Raw genomic sequence first — 17,271 nt, forward strand, 5'->3', positions numbered from 1 at the left:
ATGCCTGATCGCCGTAAGTTGTGGCTATGTATTAAGTGATGAACTAAGTCCCGAACCGATAGTCCCACGGACACTCTCTGGCACAATCCCCCAGGTGACCCAGGTGGTACGCCAGACAACGAGAGACCTCCGACGGCACAACCGCGCGGCGCTCCTGTCCTCCCTCTACCTCCGCGGCCCCGTCAGCAGACTGGAGCTAGTAGCTGAATCGGGACTTTCGGCCGCCACCGTTACCAACGTCGTCTCCGAGTTGATCGCCGACGGCGTCGTCGCGGAGGCCGGCTCGGTCGAATCCGACGGTGGGCGGCCGCGGACGCTGCTGGCCGTGCGGCCGGACTTCGGGCACGTCGTGGGCGTCGACGTCGGCGAAACGCACGTCGAGGTCGGCCTGTTCGACTGGGCGCTCGGGACGCTCGGCACCGTGCGTCACCCGCTCGTCGGCACCCGGCTGGATCCGGACGAAGTGGCCGGATTGGTGCGAACCGGCATCGCGGAAGTGCTCGAAGGCGGCGAACCGGACGCGGTGTTCGGCGTCGGCATCGGCGTGCCCGGCGCGGTACGGGACGGCGGGATCGTGCACGCGCCCACCCTCGGCTGGCGTGGGGTGGCCTTCGCCGACCTGATCCACCCCCACATCGAAGCGCTGTTCCCTTCGGGGCCGAGCCCCGAACCCCGGCCGGGGGGCGAGCCCCCCTGGGCCCCCCAAAAGATGCCGGTCCACCTCGACAACCGCGCCCGCACGCTCGGGCAGGCCGAGGCCTGGCGGGGCGCCGGCCGGGGTGCCGAACGCGCCATCGTCGCCCTCCTCGGCGTCGGGGTCGGGGCCGCCGTCGCGACGGCCGGGCGCTCGCACCCGGACATCACGACCAGCGAGTGGGGCCACACCGTCGTCAAGGCGGCCGGGGCGGCCTGCCGGTGCGGCTCGCACGGCTGCCTGGAGGCCTACGTCGGCACCGAGGCGGTCGTCCGCCACTACGCCGACCGGGTGGGCAAGGAACCGGTCATCGGGGACGAAAGCGATGACGAACTGGCGCGCATCGTGGCCGAGTCGCGGTCCGCGGGCGCCGCCGCCGACGTGCTCGCCGAGACCGCCGAGTACCTGGGGATCGGCATCGCGAACCTGATCAACCTGCTCAGCCCGGATCGGGTGGTGCTTTCCGGCTCCGCGGGGGCGATCATGGGACCGGCGATCCTGCCCGCCGTGCGCGACGCGGTGAGCCGGCACGCGCTCGACTACCTCGCCGGGCGCACCGAGGTCGTCCTCGGCCGGCTCGGGCCGGAGGCGGTCGCGCTCGGCGCGGCCACCCTGCCCATCGCGCAGCTGCTCGCGAACGGGGGACGGACCGGCTGATTCCCTTGCGGCGCAAGGAGTAATGCGGCCGACAGGTCCAGACCGCCAGTTCTTTTATTACTTAAACTTAGGTACAAAACGTTACCGCCATGTTATTGACGTGACCCGAGTCACCCGGGTTGACTTCTGGACGTCGTTCGGTCGCCGGCGGTCGGGGCTCGCTACCAGTCGACACCTACGCACGTCGTCGATGACTAGGAGGAACGATGCGAGTCAAGCGCTCCATCGTCGCAGCGCTGGTGGCCGTGATGGCCCTCGGAAGCCTGACCGCGTGTTCGGGCGGCAGCTCGAACGCCGCGCAGAGCAACCCGGACCAGGTGCTCAACGTGGGCAAGCCCGACGGCCCGCAGTCGGAGAACAACAACCCGTTCCTCGAGACGTCCGCCCTGTCCAACATGGGCTACCGGTGGATGATCTACGAGCCCCTGGTCATGCTCAACCGCGTCAAGCCGCAGGAGCCCGGCAAGCCGTGGCTGGCGACGAAGTGGGACTGGTCGGACAACTACAAGAAGCTGGTCCTGACCGTCCGTGACGGCGTCAAGTTCTCCGACGGCCAGCCGATGACCGCCGAGGACGTCGCCTACACGTTCCAGCTGCTGCGCGACAACAAGGCGCTGAACGTCGACGCGGTCCCGTACAAGGACATCACCCCGGCCGGCAACCAGGTGACGCTGGGCTTCGACAGCTCCCAGTTCGTCAACCAGGTCAAGATCCTGCAGACGCTCGTCGTGCCGAAGCACGCCTGGCAGTCCGTCAAGGACCCGGCGCTCGACACCGTGAAGAACCCGATCGGCACCGGGCCGTACACGCTCAAGTCGGCCACGCCGCAGACGATGATCGTCACCCGGCGCGACAGCGGCTACTGGCAGGAAGCGCCGAAGGTCAAGGAGATCCGCTACACCTCCTACACCGACAACAACGCGCAGGTCGCGGCGCTGGTCAGCGGGGCGTCGGAGTGGAGCTTCGTCTTCATCCCGAACTACAAGGCCGTCTACACGAACAAGGACCCGCAGCACTACAAGCTGTGGTTCCCCGCGCAGCTGGCCGTCCACGGCCTGTGGTTCAACACCGAGAAGGCGCCGTGGAACGACGCGAAGCTGCGTCAGGCGGTCAGCAAGGTGATCAACCGCGACGACATCTTCAACCAGGGCGAGGCCGGCTACTTCTACCCGAAGAACGACCAGGTCACCGGCATTCCGACGCCGGCGGGCGACCCGTTCATCGCGCCGCAGTACAAGGGCCAGACGGTCCAGGTCGACGTCCCGGGCGCCAAGTCGCTGCTGACCGGCGCGGGCTACAAGTTCAACGGCGACAAGCTGGCCGACCCGAGCGGCAAGCCGGTCACCCTCAAGCTCACCGTCCCGTCGGGCTGGTCGGACTACATCACCGACCTGGAGATCATCAAGGACAACCTGTCGCAGATCGGCATCACCGCGACGGTCGAGAAGATGAACCAGGACGCGTGGATCAAGTCGGTCGACACCGGTGACTTCGAGGGCCTGATGCACTGGACCAACGACGGTGCGACGCCGTACGACATGTACCGCGACGTGATGGACGGCAACCGCTACAAGCCGACCGGCCAGGGCGGCATCAACGGCAACTACGGCCGCTTCAAGAACGACGAGGCGACCAAGGCGCTCGAGACCTACGCCAACGCCGAGGACGACGCCGCCCGCACCGCCGCCATGGCGACGCTGCAGAAGATCATGATCGACCAGCAGCCGATGGTCCCGACCTCGGCGGCCAACTCCGGTGGCGAGTACAGCACGAAGAACTGGGTCGGCTGGCCGGACGAGGCCAACCCGTACGGCCCGGCGCAGCCCACCCTGCGCAACGCGCTCGACATCGTCCTGCACCTGAAGCCCGCGGCCTGATCGATGGCGGAGTCCGTGGCAACGACCGAGCAGTCCCCCTCCGACCCCGTCGCCGTCGGGTCGGAGGGGGACCTCCCCGTCGTCCTGGAGGCGGCGGGACTCACCAAGCACTTCCCCGTACGCCGCAAAGGCCGCGCGGCCCTCACCGGGCCGCGGCGTGCCGTCCAGGCCGTCGACGACGTGACCCTCACGCTTCGGCGAGGCCGGGTCACTGCCCTCGTCGGCGAGTCCGGCTCGGGCAAGTCGACGGTCGCCCGGCTGCTCGCGGGGCTCTACCCGCGCACCGACGGGGAGATCCGGCTGCACGGCGAGACCGTGAACGTCAAGCACGGCCGGGCGTTCCGCGCCTACGCCCGGCGAGTCCAGATGATCTTCCAGGACCCGTTCGCGTCGCTGAACCCCGTGCACACCGTGCGGTACCACCTGACGCGAGCGCTGAAGATCCACGGCCGGGCGGGTGACGACCTCGAGAAGTCGCTGCACGACCTGCTCGCCCGCGTCCAGATGACGCCGCCGGAGCGGTACATCGACAAGTTCCCGCACGAGCTGTCCGGCGGGCAGCGCCAGCGCGTCGCGATCGCGCGGGCGCTCGGCGCGGACCCGGAGGCGCTGCTGGCCGACGAGCCGGTGTCCATGTTGGACGTCTCCATCCGGCTCGGTGTGCTGAACCTGTTGCGGGACCTCAAGGAGCGCCTGCACCTGGCCATCCTGTACATCACGCACGACATCGCTTCGGCGCGCTACTTCGCTGACGAGACAATGGTGATGTACGCGGGCCGGATGGTCGAAGGCGGCGACAGTGAGACCATCACGCAGAACCCGGCGCACCCGTACACGCGCCTGCTCATCGACTCCGCGCCCGACCCCGACCGGCTGGTCGGCGGCGCGGCCGAGCTCGACCCCGGCGAGGTACCCGCCGAACGCGGGGCCGGCGAGCCGCCGAGCCTGATCGACCCGCCGTCCGGCTGCCGGTTCCACCCGCGCTGCCCGGTGGCGATGGAGCGGTGCAAGACCGACCTGCCGCCGCGGTTCGAGGTCGACGACGCGCCCGGCCACTGGGCCGCGTGCTGGCTGTACGACGGAGCCGCCCGATGAGGTTCCTGCTGCAACGGCTGGCCTTCTACGTCTTCACCGCGTGGGCCGCCGTCACCATCAACTTCTTCATCCCGCGGATGATCCCGGGTGACCCGGTGCAGTCGCTGATCGCGAAGAACCAGGGCATGATCAGCGCGGAAGCGATGCAGTCGCTGTACACCCTCTTCGGTCTGGACAAGAACGAAAGCCTGATCTCCCAGTACTTCGATTACTGGGGCCAGCTCTTCCGCGGTGACCTCGGGATCTCGTTCACGTTCTTCCCGTCGCCGGTGTCGGAGCTGATCGGCGACAGCCTGCCGTGGACGATCATCCTGGTCGGCATCACCACGATCGTCGGCTTCGCGCTCGGCACCGGGCTCGGTGTGGTCGCCGGCTGGAAGCGCGGCTCGTGGGTCGACGGCCTGCTGCCGGTGACGACGTTCCTCTCGTCGATCCCGTACTTCTGGCTCGGCCTGATCGCGCTCGCGCTGCTGGCCGGGCCGGGCAGCTTCTTCCCGTCGTCCGGCGGCTACGACCCGGGCGTGGTACCCGGCTGGGACGGCGGGTTCATCGGCAGCGCGATCCAGCACAGCCTGCTGCCCGCGCTGACCATCCTGATCAGCTCGATGGGCAGCTGGATCCTGGGCATGCGCAACATGATGGTCACCGTCGCATCGGAGGACTACGTCACCGTCGCGCACGCCAAGGGCCTGCCCGAGCGACGGGTGATGGTCGGGTACGCCGCCCGCAACGCGCTGCTGCCGAGCGTGTCCGGCTTCGCGCTGGCGCTCGGGTTCATCGTCGGCGGCACGCTGCTGGTGGAGATCGTCTTCTCCTACCCCGGCGTCGGCTACCAGCTGTTCCAGGCCGTCGGCTCGCAGGACTACCCGCTGATGCAGGGCATCTTCCTGATCATCACGCTGTCCGTGCTGGTCGCGAACCTGTTCGCCGACGTCGCGTACCTCGCGCTCGACCCCCGCACCCGGAAGGAGGGCTGACATGGCCGTACCCGCGGCGGACGTCAAAGCCGCCCAAGCCCTTCCCGTCGACGCGATCGCCGGGCGTGCCAAGCGGCGCCGGTTCCGGTTCCTCACCGGCGGCAAGACCGTCACCGGGCTGAGCGTGCTCGTGTTCTTCGTCCTGATCGCGGTCATCGGCGAGTGGATCGCGCCGTACGACCCGTCGGCACGCAGCAACGACCTGCTGGAGGGGCCGTCGGGCCGGCACTGGTTCGGTACCACCCACCTCGGGCAGGACATCTTCAGCCAGGTGGTGGTCGGCACGCGCAGCGTCATGCTCGTCGGGCTGACCGCCGGGATCGTCGCGACGATCCTCGCCGTGATCGTCGGCGTGACGTCCGGCTACCTCGGCGGGACGCCCGGTGAAGGACTGTCCGCACTGTCCAATGTGTTCCTGGTGATCCCGGCGCTGCCGCTGATCATCATCATCGGCAGCGCGGTGCCCACCGGCGGTGACTACCTGGTGGCGGTCATCATCGGCTTCACGTCGTGGGCGTGGGGCGCGCGAGTCCTCAGAGCGCAGACACTTTCGTTGCGGGGCCGGGAATACGTCGAAGCGGCCCGGGCGACCGGCGAGTCGACGTGGCGGATCATCTTCTTCGAGATCCTGCCGAACCTGACCGCGGTGATCGCGTCCAGCTTCGTCGGCACGGTGATCTTCGCGGTGATGTCGGAGATCACGCTCGCGTTCGTCGGCGTCTCGGGACTGTCCAACTGGAACTGGGGCACGATCCTGTTCTGGGCGCAGAGCCAGCAGGCCCTCGCGCAGGGCGCGTGGTGGTGGTTCGTGCCGGCCGGCCTGGCGATCGCGATCCTCGGCACCGCGTTGTCCCTGCTCAACTTCGGCATCGACGAGTTCGTCAGCCCGCGGCTGCGCGGCAGCGGCAAGGCCCGCGTCAAGGGCGCCGACGGACGCACGCATCGCATGCGCGTGGGCTTCACGCCCGTGCTCGGGCGGGAGGAACAGCCATGATGGACCCGGTCCTGGAGATCAAGGGCCTGGACGTCGACTACGGCGTCGGCGACGAGGCCGTGCGCGCGGTCCGGGACGTGCACCTGACGCTGCACCGCGGCGAAGTCCTCGGACTGGCCGGGGAAAGCGGCAGCGGGAAGTCCACTTTGGCCTACGGGCTGACGCGGCTGCTCGCACCGCCGGGCGTGATCCGCGGCGGTGAGGTGATCTACCACCCGGCGGACGGCGAGCCCTACGACGTCCTTCGATTGTCCGACAAGCAGCTGCGGGACTTCCGGTGGGCGGAGACGTCCATCGTGTTCCAGGGCGCGATGAACTCGCTGAACCCGGTGCACAAGGTCGTCACGCAGCTGGTCGACGTCATCAAGGCGCACGAGCCGAAGTCGACTCGTGCGAGCCGGGTGGCGCGGGCCCGTGACCTGCTCAAGCTGGTCGGCATCTCGGCCGACCGGCTGGAGGCGTTCCCGCACCAGCTGTCGGGCGGCATGCGCCAGCGCGTGATGATCGCGATGGCGCTGGCGCTCGAACCGCGGGTCGTCATCATGGACGAGCCGACCACCGCGCTCGACGTCGTGATGCAGCGCCAGATCCTCGGCCAGCTCGTGGAACTGCGGGAACGGCTGGGCTTCTCGGTCCTGTTCATCACGCACGACCTTTCGCTGCTGGTGGAGTTCTCGGACCGGATCGCGATCATGTACGGCGGCCGGATCGTCGAGCAGGCGCCGGCGGCCGAGCTCTACCGGGACGCGCTGCACCCGTACAGCTTCGGCCTGCTGAACTCGTTCCCGGCCCTGCGCGGTCCGCGCCGCGAGCTGGCCGGGATCCCGGGGTCACCGCCGGACACGCGCGGCATGCCGGCCGGCTGCGCGTTCCACCCGCGGTGCCCCAAGGCCTTCGAGCCGTGCGACTCGAAGGTGCCCGAGCTCGGCCTGCCCGGTGGCGACCCGACCCGCGAAGTGGCGTGCTTCCTGCACCCCGTCGCCGCCCACTGAACGCCGTCCGTCCTGTCCGGTACACCTGGAGGAGACCCGCCTTGACCGAGACCACAGCCGCGACCGCCGAACAGCAGGCGCTGATCGACACGCTGCCGCCGGACTTCCGCTGGGGCGTGGCCACCGCCGCGTACCAGATCGAAGGCGCGGTCGCGGAAGACGGGCGCACACCGTCCATCTGGGACACTTTCTGCCAGGTCCCGTGGGCGATCGACAACAATGACAACGGTGACATCGCGTGCGACCACTACCACCGGATGCCGGCGGACATCGGGCTGGTCGGCGAGCTGGGCGCGGACACGTACCGGTTTTCCGTGGCGTGGCCCCGGGTCCAGCCGCGCGGCCGCGGCGGCGTCAACGAGGCGGGCATCGGGTTCTACGAGCGGCTGGTCGACGAGACCCTCGAGCGCGGCGTCACGCCGTGGCTGACGCTGTACCACTGGGACCTGCCGCAGGAGCTCGAGGACGCGGGCGGCTGGCCGGCCCGCGACACGGCGTACCGGTTCGCGGACTACGCGATGCTGGTGTTCGACCGGCTGTCCGATCGAGTTCGGCACTGGACGACGCTGAACGAGCCGTGGTGCTCGGCGATGCACGGGTACGTCCACGGCGTGATGGCGCCCGGGCGGCGTGACTACACCGCCGGGCTGCACGCCGTGCACCACCTGCTGCTGGGCCACGGCCTCGCGACGCAGCGGATGCGCGAGGCCGCGCCGCCGGACACGGAGTTCGGCATCACGCTCAACATGTGCACGGCCGACCCCGCGACGGACTCGCCGGAGGACGTCCGCGCGGCGCGGCAGGCCGACGGCCTCGGCGTCCGGATCTACCTCGACCCGCTGGTCAAGGGTGAGTACCCGGCGGATGTCGTCGAGGACCTGGCCGACCGCGGGGTGAAGCTGCCAATCCAGGACGGCGACCTGTCCGTCATTTCGACCCCGCTGGACTTCCTCGGCGTGAACTACTACTTCGGCCAGCAGTTCTCGGGCGTGGACGAGTCCGGCAAGGCGGTGGACGACGACGGCGTCCCGGCGTCCCGCACGATCCCGTTCGGCGAGCCGACGACGGCGATGGGCTGGGAGATCCTGCCGGACAAGTTCACCGAGCTGCTGACCCGGCTGGGCCGCGACTACCCGGGCCTCCCGATGTACATCACGGAGAACGGCTCGGCGTTCGACGACGACCCGGACTCGTCCGGCTTCGTCCGCGACGAGCAACGCACGGCGTACCTGGCGTCGCACATCGCGGCCGTGGCGGCGGCTCGCAATGCCGGCGCGGACGTGCGCGGGTACTTCGCGTGGTCCCTTTTGGACAACTTCGAGTGGGCGTACGGCTACGCGAAGCGCTTCGGCCTGATCCGCGTGGACTACGAGACCCAGGAGCGCACGATCAAGCAGAGTGGCTACTTCTACCGCGACACGGTTCGCCGGGTTCGCGGCAGCTGAGGCGTCACCCGGTCGGGGGTGGGGTATGCCCCACCCCCGCGTCGGTGGTGCGCACCATGGTCGTCAACCCCTGGGCACCCCTAACGTCGGACGGGCAAGATCCCGCATCGACTGACAGGGGGAACCATGGCGGTCCGGACCGAGGCCAGGCCCATCCCACGCCCGGTGACGACGGCGAAGGCCTGGTGGCGACGGCCGTGGATCGGCCCGCTGGCCCTCGTCGTGCTCGCCTTCCTCTCCTTCTCGTTGCCGCCGTACCTGGCGCTCGACCCCGCGCAGTCGCGGGTGCCGGCGCCCGAGGGGTTCCCGGCGCACTACTGGTTCCTCGTCGGGCACGTCGTCTTCGGCTCGATCGCGATGATCGGCGCGGTGCTGCAGATCTGGCCGTGGCTGCGCCGCACACACCCGGTGGTCCACCGCTACGCCGGCCGCGCGTACGTCTTCGCGGGGGTGCTGCCGTCCGGGCTGATGGCCCTGACGATCGGGTCGCAGAGCCCGTTCGGCCCGGTGACGCGCGTCAGCGACGTGCTCGCCTCGGTACTGTGGATCGGCTGCACGATCGCCGGCTGGCGCGCGGTCCGCGAGCGCCGCTTCGGCGACCATCGCAAGTGGATGATCCGCAGCGTGACGCTGACCTTCTCGATCATCGTCAACCGCGTGATCTCACCGATCGCGATGATCGTGCTGGAGCCGCAGATCCCCACGACTTTCGGCGGCAGCGAGCTGGCCTACAGCCAGAGCGTCGGCGCCCTGTCGTCCTGGGGCGGGCTGGCGTTCGCGCTGATCGTCAGCCAGCTGATCCTGGAGCGGCGGCCCGCGAAGAAGCCAGCCAGCGCGCGATGATCGTCCGCTGGATCTCCGACGCCCCTTCGTAGATGCGCGGGGCCCGGACTTCGCGGTAGAGGTGTTCGAGCAGGTGCCCGCGTCGCAAGGCGCGGGCGCCGTGCAGCTGGACCGCCGAGTCGACGACGAACTGGGCCGCCTCCGTCGCGAACAGCTTCGCCATCGCCGCGCGGCCGCCGAGGTTCTGCTCGCCCGCGTCGTACGCGCCCGCGGCCGCGTACACCAGGAGCCGGGCCGCTTCCGTGCGCGTCGCCATCTCCGCGAGCGCGTGCGCCACCGCCTGCTGCTTGATCAGTGGGCCACCGAAGGCTTCCCGCGCACCGGTGTGGTCCACAGTGGCCTCCAGCGCCGCCTGGGCCATCCCGACCGCGAACGCGCCGACGCTGGGGCGGAACAGGTCCAGCGTCCGCATCGCCACGGCGAAGCCGCGGTTCTCCTCGCCGAGCAGCTCCTCGCGCCGGACCTCGACGCCGTCGAACGTGAGCGTGCCGATCGGGTGCGGGCTGACCAGGTCCAGGTGCTCGCCGCCCAGTCCCGGCCGGTCGGCGGGGACGACGAACGCGCTGACCCCTCGGGCGCCGGCGCCTCCCGTCGTACGGGCGAACACCGTGTAGAAGTCGGCTTCCGGAGCGTTCGAGATCCACATCTTCTCGCCCGTCAGGCGCCAGCCGTCGCCGTCGGGTTCGGCCGCCAGTGACAGCGCGGCCGCGTCCGAACCGGCGTCCGGCTCGGTCAGCGCGAACGCCGCCACCGCGTCCCCGGCCGCCACGGCGGGCAGCCACTTCGCGACCTGATCGTCCTGTCCGGACTGGAGGATCGGGTAACTTCCCAGTCCCTGCAACGCCAACGCCGTTTCGGCCTCGGTGTTCACCGTGGCCAGGTTCTCCCGCAGGATGCACAGGTCGGTGGCGGCCGCCTGGCGGGACGGCTTACCGGAAGCGACACCCGGAAAGAGCCGCGCGAGCAGGCCGAGCGCACCCATCTCCTTGAGCATCGGGCGGTTCACCGCACCCTCCACACCGGACTCGGCGAGCGGACGCAGCTGCTCCGAACCCAGCCGCCGCACCTCCGCGGCGAACGCCTGCTGGGACGGGTCGAGGGCGAAGGTCATGACGGGGCTCCCGGTCGCCAGCGGGCATGGGACGTGCCGGTCGGACCCGACCGGACGAGGTCGAGCCGCGGCTCCGGGCCGTCGGTGCGGCCCGACTGCGGCTTCCGGCTACCGGCGGCGAACGGCTTCGGCCACGGCATCGGGTAGCCCTGCTCGGCCGCCGCGTGCAATGTCCACTGTGGATCATAGAGGTGCGTGCGGCCCAGTGCGCAGAGATCCGCGCGCCCGGCCAGGACGAGCGAGTTGACGTCGTCGTACGACGAAATCGCGCCGACCGCGATCACCGCGATGCCGTACTCCTCGCCGATCTCGTTGCGGATCCGGTCCGCGTACGGCGTCTGGTAGCTGCGGCCGTACTGCGGCTTCTCGTCGCAGACGACCTGGCCGGTCGAGACGTCGATGCCGTTCGCTCCGTGGGAAGCGAAGGCGCGGGCGATCTCGACCGCGTCGTCGGCGTCGATGCCGCCGTCCGCCCAGTCGGTCGCCGAGATCCGGACGGTCATCGGCCGTTCGGCGGGCCAAACCGCGCGCACCGCGTCGAAGACTTCGAGCGGGAACCGCAACCGGTTCTCGAGCGAGCCGCCGTACTCGTCGTCACGCCGGTTGGTCAGCGGCGAGAGGAACGACGACAGCAGGTAGCCGTGCGCGCAGTGCAGTTCGAGGACGTCGAACCCGGCGCGGGCGGCCGCCCCGGCGCAGGCGACGAACTCGTCGCGGATCGCCGCCATCTCCGAAGTGGACAGTGCGCGCGGGACCTGGTTCTGCGAGGAGTACGGCAAAGCCGAAGGGGCGCAGACCTCCCAGTTGTCCGCGGGCAGTGGCTCGTCGATGCCGTCCCACATGAGCTTCGTCGACCCCTTGCGCCCCGAGTGTCCCAATTGGACACCGATGCGGGCGGGGGACTGCGAATGCACGAAGTCGACGACGCGCTTCCAGCCCGCTTCCTGTTCCGCCGTGTACAGCCCGCCGCAGCCGGGCGTGATCCGGCCTTCGGGGGAGACGCAGACCATCTCGGTCATCACCAGTCCGGCGCCGCCGAGGGCCTTGCTTCCCAGGTGCACCAAGTGGAAGTCGCCCGGCACACCGTCCACAGCGGAATACATGTCCATCGGCGACACGACGATCCGGTTCGGCAACTCCAGCGAACCGAGCTTGAACGGCTGGAACATCGGCGGCCGCGACGTCGTGCCGAGCGACGTCGCGAACCAGTGGTCCAGCTCGGTCGCGAACTCGGGGTCGCGCAGCCGGAGGTTGTCGTAGGTGACCCGGCGGCTGCGCGTGAGGATGTTGAACGCGAACTGCGGCGGCTCCTGGTGCGCGTACTGCGCGATGTTCTCGAACCACTCCAGGCTCGCCTGCGCGGCGCGCTGCGTCGACTGGACGACCGGACGCCGTTCCAGCTCGTACGCCTTGAGCGCCTCGGCGACACCGTTGTTTTCGTGCAGGCAGGCGGCCAGCGCGAGCGCGTCCTCCATGGCCAGCTTCGTGCCGGAGCCGATCGAGAAGTGCGCGGTGTGCGCGGCGTCGCCGAGGAGGACGACGTTGTCGTGCACCCAGGTCTCGCAGCGCACGGTGCCGAACGTGACCCACTTCGAGTTGTTCGCCATGATCCGGTGGCCGCCCAGGACGTCGGCGCACAGCTCGCGGATCAGCGCGATGGACTTCTCGTCGCTCTCGCCCGGTTTGAGGGACGTCGCCGCGATCGGCCCGAACGTCCGCTGCCAGACGTCTTCCTGCACCTCGAGGATGAACGTGCTGCCGTCGCGCCCGTACGGGTAGCCGTGGATCTGCATGATCCCGGCCGGCGTCTCGAGGACGTAGAACTTGAACGCGTCGAAGACGAGGTCGGTGCCCAGCCAGATGTAGCGGCACCGGCGGGTCTCGACGCTCGGCCGGAAGGTTTCGGCGTGGGCGGCGCGGACCGCGGAGTTGACGCCGTCCGCGGCGATGACCAGGTCGTAGCCCGACAGGTCGGCCGGAGCCTCTTCGCGGAAGCGCAGCGCGACGCCGAGTTCGGCGCAGCGGTGCTGGAGGATGCCGAGCAAGCGCTTGCGGCTCATCGCGGCGAAGCCGTGGCCGCCCGAGGTGGTGACCGTGCCGCGGTAGTGGACGTCGATGTCGTCCCAGCGCGCGAACTCGGCGCGCATGGCTTCGTGCACCGTGGCGTCGGCGTGCTCGATGCCGCCGAGCGTCTCGTCGGAGAACACGACGCCGAAGCCGAAGGTGTCGTCCGGGGCGTTGCGCTCCCAGACGGTGATTTCGTGTCCCGGACCGAGCTGTTTCGTGAGCGCGGCGAAGTACAGACCCGCCGGGCCGCCACCGATGACCGCGATACGCACGTCGTCCAGGGTATGTCGTCATGACTACGATCGTCAACAATGCGATAGATGGCGTACGGTGTCCCGCATGGAACGCATCAACCCGCCGGAGCTGGGCAAGCCGTCCGGGTTCTCGCACGCGGTGGTGGCCGAAGGCCGCGTCGTCTTCCTGGCCGGGCAGACGGCGCTGGACGCGTCGAACAAGATCGTCGGCGACGGCGTGGTCGAGCAGTTCGAGCGCGCGCTCGGCAACCTGCTGACGTCCCTGCGCGCGGCGGGCGGTTCCCCGTCGGACCTGTGCAGCGTGACGATCTACATCGTCGACATGGCGGACTACCGAGCCCACGCGCGCGAGATCGGCGCGGTCTGGAAGCGCCTCGCGGGCACGGAGTACCCGGCGATGGCCGGCATCGGCGTCTCCCGGCTCTGGGACGAGGAGGCCTTGGTCGAGGTCCAGGGCTTCGCGGTCGTGAGTGAGAAACAGGGTTAGAACACTGTTTCTCACTCACGACCGGCCGGGCTCAGGTGAGGTTGATGGACTTCGCGACGTACGCCCGGGCCGGGTCCTCCAGCTTCGCGTGCAGCTCGAAGAACAGCTCGGCCGCGCGGATGCCCGACCAGCCGGGAGGCAGGAACTCCGCCGGCAGGCCGGGGTCGAGGTACGGCATCCGCCGCCAGCCGGTCAGCACCCGGACGTAGTCGGCGAACGCCTGCTCGTCGGTCACGGACTCGCGGCGCAGCGCGGGGCCGTGCTCGTCGAGGAACGTCGTGTACAGCTCGTCGAGCCGGTCGAGGTCCCACCAGTCGCGGACCTTCGCCCGGACGTCGCCGAAGTCCAGGTGGTCGGCGCGGAACAGGTCGGCGTACCCGGCCAGGCCGAGCCGGGTCAGCGCCTCGGCGGTCGCGGCGTGCAGGTGCGCCGGGGCGATCCAGACGCCGGACGCGGCCGTGCCGAAGCCCATCCGGGCGAGCTGGGTGCGCAGGAGGTGGCGCTTGTGCCGCTCGGTCTCCGGCACCGAAAACACCGCGAGCAGCCAGCCGTCGGCCGCGGTCGCGCGCCCGCGGCGGAAGATCCGCTCGTCGCCCTCGCGCAGGATCTCGCGCGCGTCGGCGGACAGCTCGTAACCGGCCGTCGCGCCGCGGCGCACCGCTTCCAGGATCCCGCGCCGCTTCAGGCGCGAGATCGACGAGCGCACCGCGGGCTCGTCGACGCCGACGGCGGCCAGCAGGTCGATCAGCGAGGCGACCGAAAGCCACCCGCCTTCGGTGCGCGAATAGAGGCCGTACACCGTCACGATGAGCTGGCGAGGCTGGGCCGCACGGCCGGAGCCGTCCAGTTCGGTTGCCTCGGGTACGGCCGTCATCGGGCCACAATATCGCGTCCCCTGTCGATCGCTCCGCTACGATTTCGCCGCGATGCTGCCAGCCACCAAGGGGATCTTCGACCGGCTCACCCGCCGCGGCCGTCTGATGACCAAACGGACCTGCGACCGGCAGGGCCACGTGCTGCGCGACGGGCGGTTCCTGTTCCGGACGCCGACCGCGTGGGAGTACGCCGCCGCGGTCGCCTGCGGCAGCGATCCGGCCGCCCAGCGCTGGCTCGGCTGGCAGCGCGACTCGATCGTCGCCCGGGGCGCGCGGGCGGACGCGCTGCGCGTCGTGCCCGGCACCGGCCCGGACTGGGAGTCGCCCGACCCGCAGTCGATCGACCTGGTGATGATCGACGTCGAGGCCAACCGGTGCGTCGGCCTGGTGAGCGTGCACACCGGCGAAGACGGCGGCCCGGAGACCGGCGGCTATCTCGCGCCGGACTACCGCGGCCGTGGCAACGGCCGGGTGCTGTTCGCCGCCGGGCTGACCCTGGCGCACGAGCACCTCGGCCTCCCGCGGGTGCGGGCCGGCGCCGAGGTCGGCAACGTCGCGAGCGCGCGTTCGCTGCTGGCCGCGGGACTCGCCCGTGTCGCCGGCCCGCCGACGTACCGGCTGCCGGACGGGCGCGAGACCGAGGCGTGGTGGTTCCAGCACTCCGTCCCGCGGACCACGCGCTGCGGTGGTCCGCAGGCGACGTGGTTCCCGGCGTCGCTCCTCTAAGGGCTTTCGGGGGTTCCGGGTGGCGGAGCCCCGGCCCGGGGCGGAGCCCCGGCACAACACAGCTTCGGCCGCTGCCGACGTTTCCCGTGGCTACCGTCGCCGCATGACTTCGCTTTCCGCTCCGGTTCCGCCGGTGCCCACTGATGTCGTTCCCGGGAGCGTCGCCTGGTTGCGGGCTTCGGTCGGCCGGTTCAGCAATGGTCCCGACCACGCCCGCCGACGCTCGCTGGCCGTGTCCGCGTTGGCTTCGGTCGAGCCGGAAGTGCTGCGGCGCAAAGCTTTCGAGGCAGCAGGCGGCGACGCTCGCCTGATCGTGGTCGAGGTGCTGGCGGGGGAGCTGGGCCTGCCGGTGGTGGCGTCGGACGTCGTGGCGGTCGCGGCCGCCTACCACCCGCACGTGACGCCGTCCGCGGAAGCCGAAGCCGCCTTGGGGCGGCTGGTCACGGCGTGCGGGGGCACCACGGACGAACCCGTCGCCGCACGGATCGGCCTGCTGGTCCAGGCCTGCGAAGCCACGGCCAAGCTGATCGGCACCGCGGTTCCGTTGGTGCGGGCGGGAAAGCCACCGGAGGAGGCGGTGGCGGAAGTGCTGCGCGCGGACCCGCCGGTGGCCCACACCCGGCGCCGGGTGGGCGGCGAGGACGTCCTGGTGCCGCTGGCCGGGACGCCGTTCGGAACGGGCCCGCGCGAGTGCCCGGGGCCGGCGCACGCGATCGCGCTGGCGATCGGCGTGCTCACGGCGATGCGGGCGACCCGCGGCTGACCCGGCGGCGGGTTCTGCTACTACTTACCGCGTTCATCTTCTTGGGGGAAGGCGCGCGCATGCTGTATTTCGACGGTCTGCTGGGCATCGTCACGCTCGGCTTGTGGATCTTCTGCCTGGTCGACGTGATCACGACGGACGAGTCGTCCTGCCGCAACCTGCCGAAGGGGCTGTGGCTGCTCGTCGTGCTGGTGCTGCCGCTGGTGGGGTCGATCATCTGGCTGGTCGCGGGCCGGCCGCAGCAGGTGGTGCGGGCGCGCGGCCCGTACGAGCGCAACGCCCCGGCGTACCCGGAGTACGACCGCCCCGGCCGGTTCGCGGCCGGCCGTCCGGACGACGACGAGGAGTTCCTCCGCAAGTGCCGCGAGCGCGCCGAGGCTCAGCGGAAACTGGCCAGGGACAAGCGGACCGAGGACTGAGCTAGCAGGTGGGACCCTCGCAGGTCCCGTGTTCGTAGGCTTCCAGCGTCGAGATCACCAGCCGGCGCTCGGCGGGCGTCAACGGCGCCAGCGCGTTGCTCCACGCCTGGGCGCCGCGCGCCAGCCACGCGTCGACCGCCGGGCGCCGCTCCGGCGTGATGCTCACGATCGTCCGGCGGCGGTCCGCCGGGTCCTCGTCGCGGTTCAGCACGCCCTGGCGGCTGAGGTCGCCGACCATCAGGCTCGCCGTCGTCGGGGCGACCTCCAGGCGGCCGGCCAGCTCGGTGACCGTCATCGGGCCGTCGAACAGCAGGATCGACAGCAACGACAGGTGCCGTGGCGCGAGCGCGCAGCCGTTCAGCTCCTCGGGGACCGGCGTCCGCTTCGCGCGGCCGACCAGTCGCGGCATCAGCAGCAGGAGCCGGCGCACGCCGTCGTCGAGGCTCAACCCGGGCTCCGTTGACACCGCCTGCCTCCCCTCGGTAACTTTGTTTGCAAAGCAAACGCTTCTCGACGTCTCGAGCCTACCTCGGGACACGAACGAGCGTACCGGCCAGAAACAGGGGATCCCATGACAGCGCCAGCCGACATGAACGCATTCAACAACCAGGTCGTCGAGGAGTTCCGGGCCAACGACGGCGTGGTGACGGGCATGTTCGAGGGCAAGAACGTGCTCCTGCTCACCACGGTCGGCGCGAAGAGCGGGCAGGAGCGCCTGTCGCCGCTGGTCTACACCCGTGACGGCGACCGCCTCGTCATCGCCGCGTCCATGGGCGGCGCGCCGAAGAACCCGGCCTGGTTCCACAACCTCGTCGCCAACCCGAAGGTCACCGTCGAGGTCGGCAGCGAGAAGTTCGAGGCCACGGCCACCGTGATCGAAGACCGCGCCGAGCGTGACCGCCTCTACGCCGGCATGGTCGCGCACGCCGAGGGCTTCGCCGATTACGAGACGAAGACGACGCGGGTCATCCCGATCGTCGTCCTCGAGCGCTGAC

At 70.3% G+C, this 17,271-nt stretch carries 17 protein-coding genes; 13 read left to right on the top strand and 4 right to left on the bottom strand.

The features are described 5' to 3' along the window. The first annotated feature begins 94 nt into the window (after positions 1-94). The 8 genes from AA23TX_RS01365 to AA23TX_RS01400 all read left to right on the top strand — a co-directional run bounded on the left by AA23TX_RS01365 (position 95) and on the right by AA23TX_RS01400 (position 9,574). Complete coding sequence (locus AA23TX_RS01365; protein WP_155540785.1) at positions 95-1,351, top strand: ROK family transcriptional regulator; 1,257 nt, start codon at positions 95-97, stop codon at positions 1,349-1,351. Positions 1,352-1,557: 206 nt separating this feature from the next. Then, positions 1,558-3,228 (top strand): ABC transporter substrate-binding protein, encoded by a 1,671-nt coding sequence (locus AA23TX_RS01370; RefSeq protein WP_196425142.1) that lies wholly within the window; start codon positions 1,558-1,560, stop codon positions 3,226-3,228. A gap of 15 nt (positions 3,229-3,243) precedes the next feature. After that, complete coding sequence (locus AA23TX_RS01375; RefSeq protein ID WP_230862294.1) at positions 3,244-4,323, top strand: ABC transporter ATP-binding protein; 1,080 nt, start codon at positions 3,244-3,246, stop codon at positions 4,321-4,323. Further along, on the top strand, positions 4,320-5,300 hold the full coding sequence (locus tag AA23TX_RS01380; RefSeq protein ID WP_155540787.1) for an ABC transporter permease: 981 nt from the start codon (positions 4,320-4,322) through the stop codon (positions 5,298-5,300). The genes AA23TX_RS01375 and AA23TX_RS01380 overlap by 4 nt, the downstream gene beginning before the upstream one ends. Before the next feature lies 1 nt (position 5,301). Further along, positions 5,302-6,294: an ABC transporter permease gene (locus tag AA23TX_RS01385; RefSeq protein WP_155540788.1), complete on the top strand. Its 993-nt coding sequence runs from the start codon at positions 5,302-5,304 to the stop codon at positions 6,292-6,294. Beyond that, on the top strand, positions 6,291-7,286 hold the full coding sequence (locus AA23TX_RS01390) for an ABC transporter ATP-binding protein (RefSeq protein WP_196425143.1): 996 nt from the start codon (positions 6,291-6,293) through the stop codon (positions 7,284-7,286). The genes AA23TX_RS01385 and AA23TX_RS01390 overlap by 4 nt, the downstream gene beginning before the upstream one ends. Positions 7,287-7,327: 41 nt before the next feature. Beyond that, entirely contained in the window at positions 7,328-8,731 is a 1,404-nt protein-coding gene (locus AA23TX_RS01395; protein WP_155540789.1) for a GH1 family beta-glucosidase, read from the top strand. 201 nt (positions 8,732-8,932) lie between these two features. After that, complete coding sequence (locus AA23TX_RS01400) at positions 8,933-9,574, top strand: DUF2306 domain-containing protein (protein WP_439328762.1); 642 nt, start codon at positions 8,933-8,935, stop codon at positions 9,572-9,574. On the opposite strand, the gene AA23TX_RS01405 is transcribed toward AA23TX_RS01400, so the two are convergent. After that, positions 9,519-10,685 carry an acyl-CoA dehydrogenase family protein gene (locus AA23TX_RS01405; protein WP_155540791.1) on the bottom strand — a complete coding sequence of 389 codons (1,167 nt, stop codon included), beginning with the start codon at positions 10,683-10,685 and terminating at the stop codon, positions 9,519-9,521. The two genes, AA23TX_RS01400 and AA23TX_RS01405, sit on opposite strands and share 56 nt — an antisense overlap. Further along, a complete protein-coding gene (locus AA23TX_RS01410) occupies positions 10,682-13,024 on the bottom strand; it encodes a bifunctional salicylyl-CoA 5-hydroxylase/oxidoreductase (RefSeq protein WP_155540792.1) in 2,343 nt (780 codons plus the stop codon). The genes AA23TX_RS01405 and AA23TX_RS01410 overlap by 4 nt, the downstream gene beginning before the upstream one ends. Positions 13,025-13,091: 67 nt before the next feature. On the opposite strand from AA23TX_RS01410, the gene AA23TX_RS01415 reads away from it, so the two are divergent. Further along, positions 13,092-13,493 (top strand): RidA family protein, encoded by a 402-nt coding sequence (locus AA23TX_RS01415; RefSeq protein ID WP_155540793.1) that lies wholly within the window; start codon positions 13,092-13,094, stop codon positions 13,491-13,493. Between the two features lie 31 nt (positions 13,494-13,524). On the opposite strand, the gene AA23TX_RS01420 is transcribed toward AA23TX_RS01415, so the two are convergent. Continuing rightward, positions 13,525-14,367, bottom strand: a complete 843-nt coding sequence (locus tag AA23TX_RS01420; protein WP_155540794.1) for a PaaX family transcriptional regulator — start codon at positions 14,365-14,367, stop codon at positions 13,525-13,527. A 52-nt stretch (positions 14,368-14,419) separates the two neighbouring features. Between AA23TX_RS01420 and AA23TX_RS01425 the strand changes: the two genes are divergently transcribed. The 3 genes from AA23TX_RS01425 to AA23TX_RS01435 all read left to right on the top strand — a co-directional run bounded on the left by AA23TX_RS01425 (position 14,420) and on the right by AA23TX_RS01435 (position 16,276). Then, positions 14,420-15,094, top strand: a complete 675-nt coding sequence (locus tag AA23TX_RS01425; protein ID WP_155540795.1) for a GNAT family N-acetyltransferase — start codon at positions 14,420-14,422, stop codon at positions 15,092-15,094. 103 nt (positions 15,095-15,197) lie between these two features. After that, positions 15,198-15,857, top strand: a complete 660-nt coding sequence (locus AA23TX_RS01430) for a cytochrome P450 family protein (RefSeq protein ID WP_155540796.1) — start codon at positions 15,198-15,200, stop codon at positions 15,855-15,857. Between the two features lie 59 nt (positions 15,858-15,916). Beyond that, positions 15,917-16,276, top strand: a complete 360-nt coding sequence (locus AA23TX_RS01435; RefSeq protein ID WP_155540797.1) for a PLDc N-terminal domain-containing protein — start codon at positions 15,917-15,919, stop codon at positions 16,274-16,276. Between the two features lies 1 nt (position 16,277). Here the strand turns inward: AA23TX_RS01435 and AA23TX_RS01440 are convergent, their stop codons facing one another. Then, a complete protein-coding gene (locus AA23TX_RS01440) occupies positions 16,278-16,742 on the bottom strand; it encodes a MarR family winged helix-turn-helix transcriptional regulator (RefSeq protein ID WP_155540798.1) in 465 nt (154 codons plus the stop codon). A 105-nt stretch (positions 16,743-16,847) separates the two neighbouring features. Here AA23TX_RS01440 and AA23TX_RS01445 point away from each other — a divergent pair, with 105 nt between their 5' ends. Next, positions 16,848-17,270, top strand: coding sequence for a nitroreductase family deazaflavin-dependent oxidoreductase (locus tag AA23TX_RS01445; protein ID WP_155540799.1), 423 nt, complete (start codon positions 16,848-16,850; stop codon positions 17,268-17,270). Position 17,271: the final 1 nt, after the last annotated feature.

It is taken from the genome of Amycolatopsis camponoti (genome assembly GCF_902497555.1).
GTDB classification, from domain to species: domain Bacteria; phylum Actinomycetota; class Actinomycetes; order Mycobacteriales; family Pseudonocardiaceae; genus Amycolatopsis; species Amycolatopsis camponoti.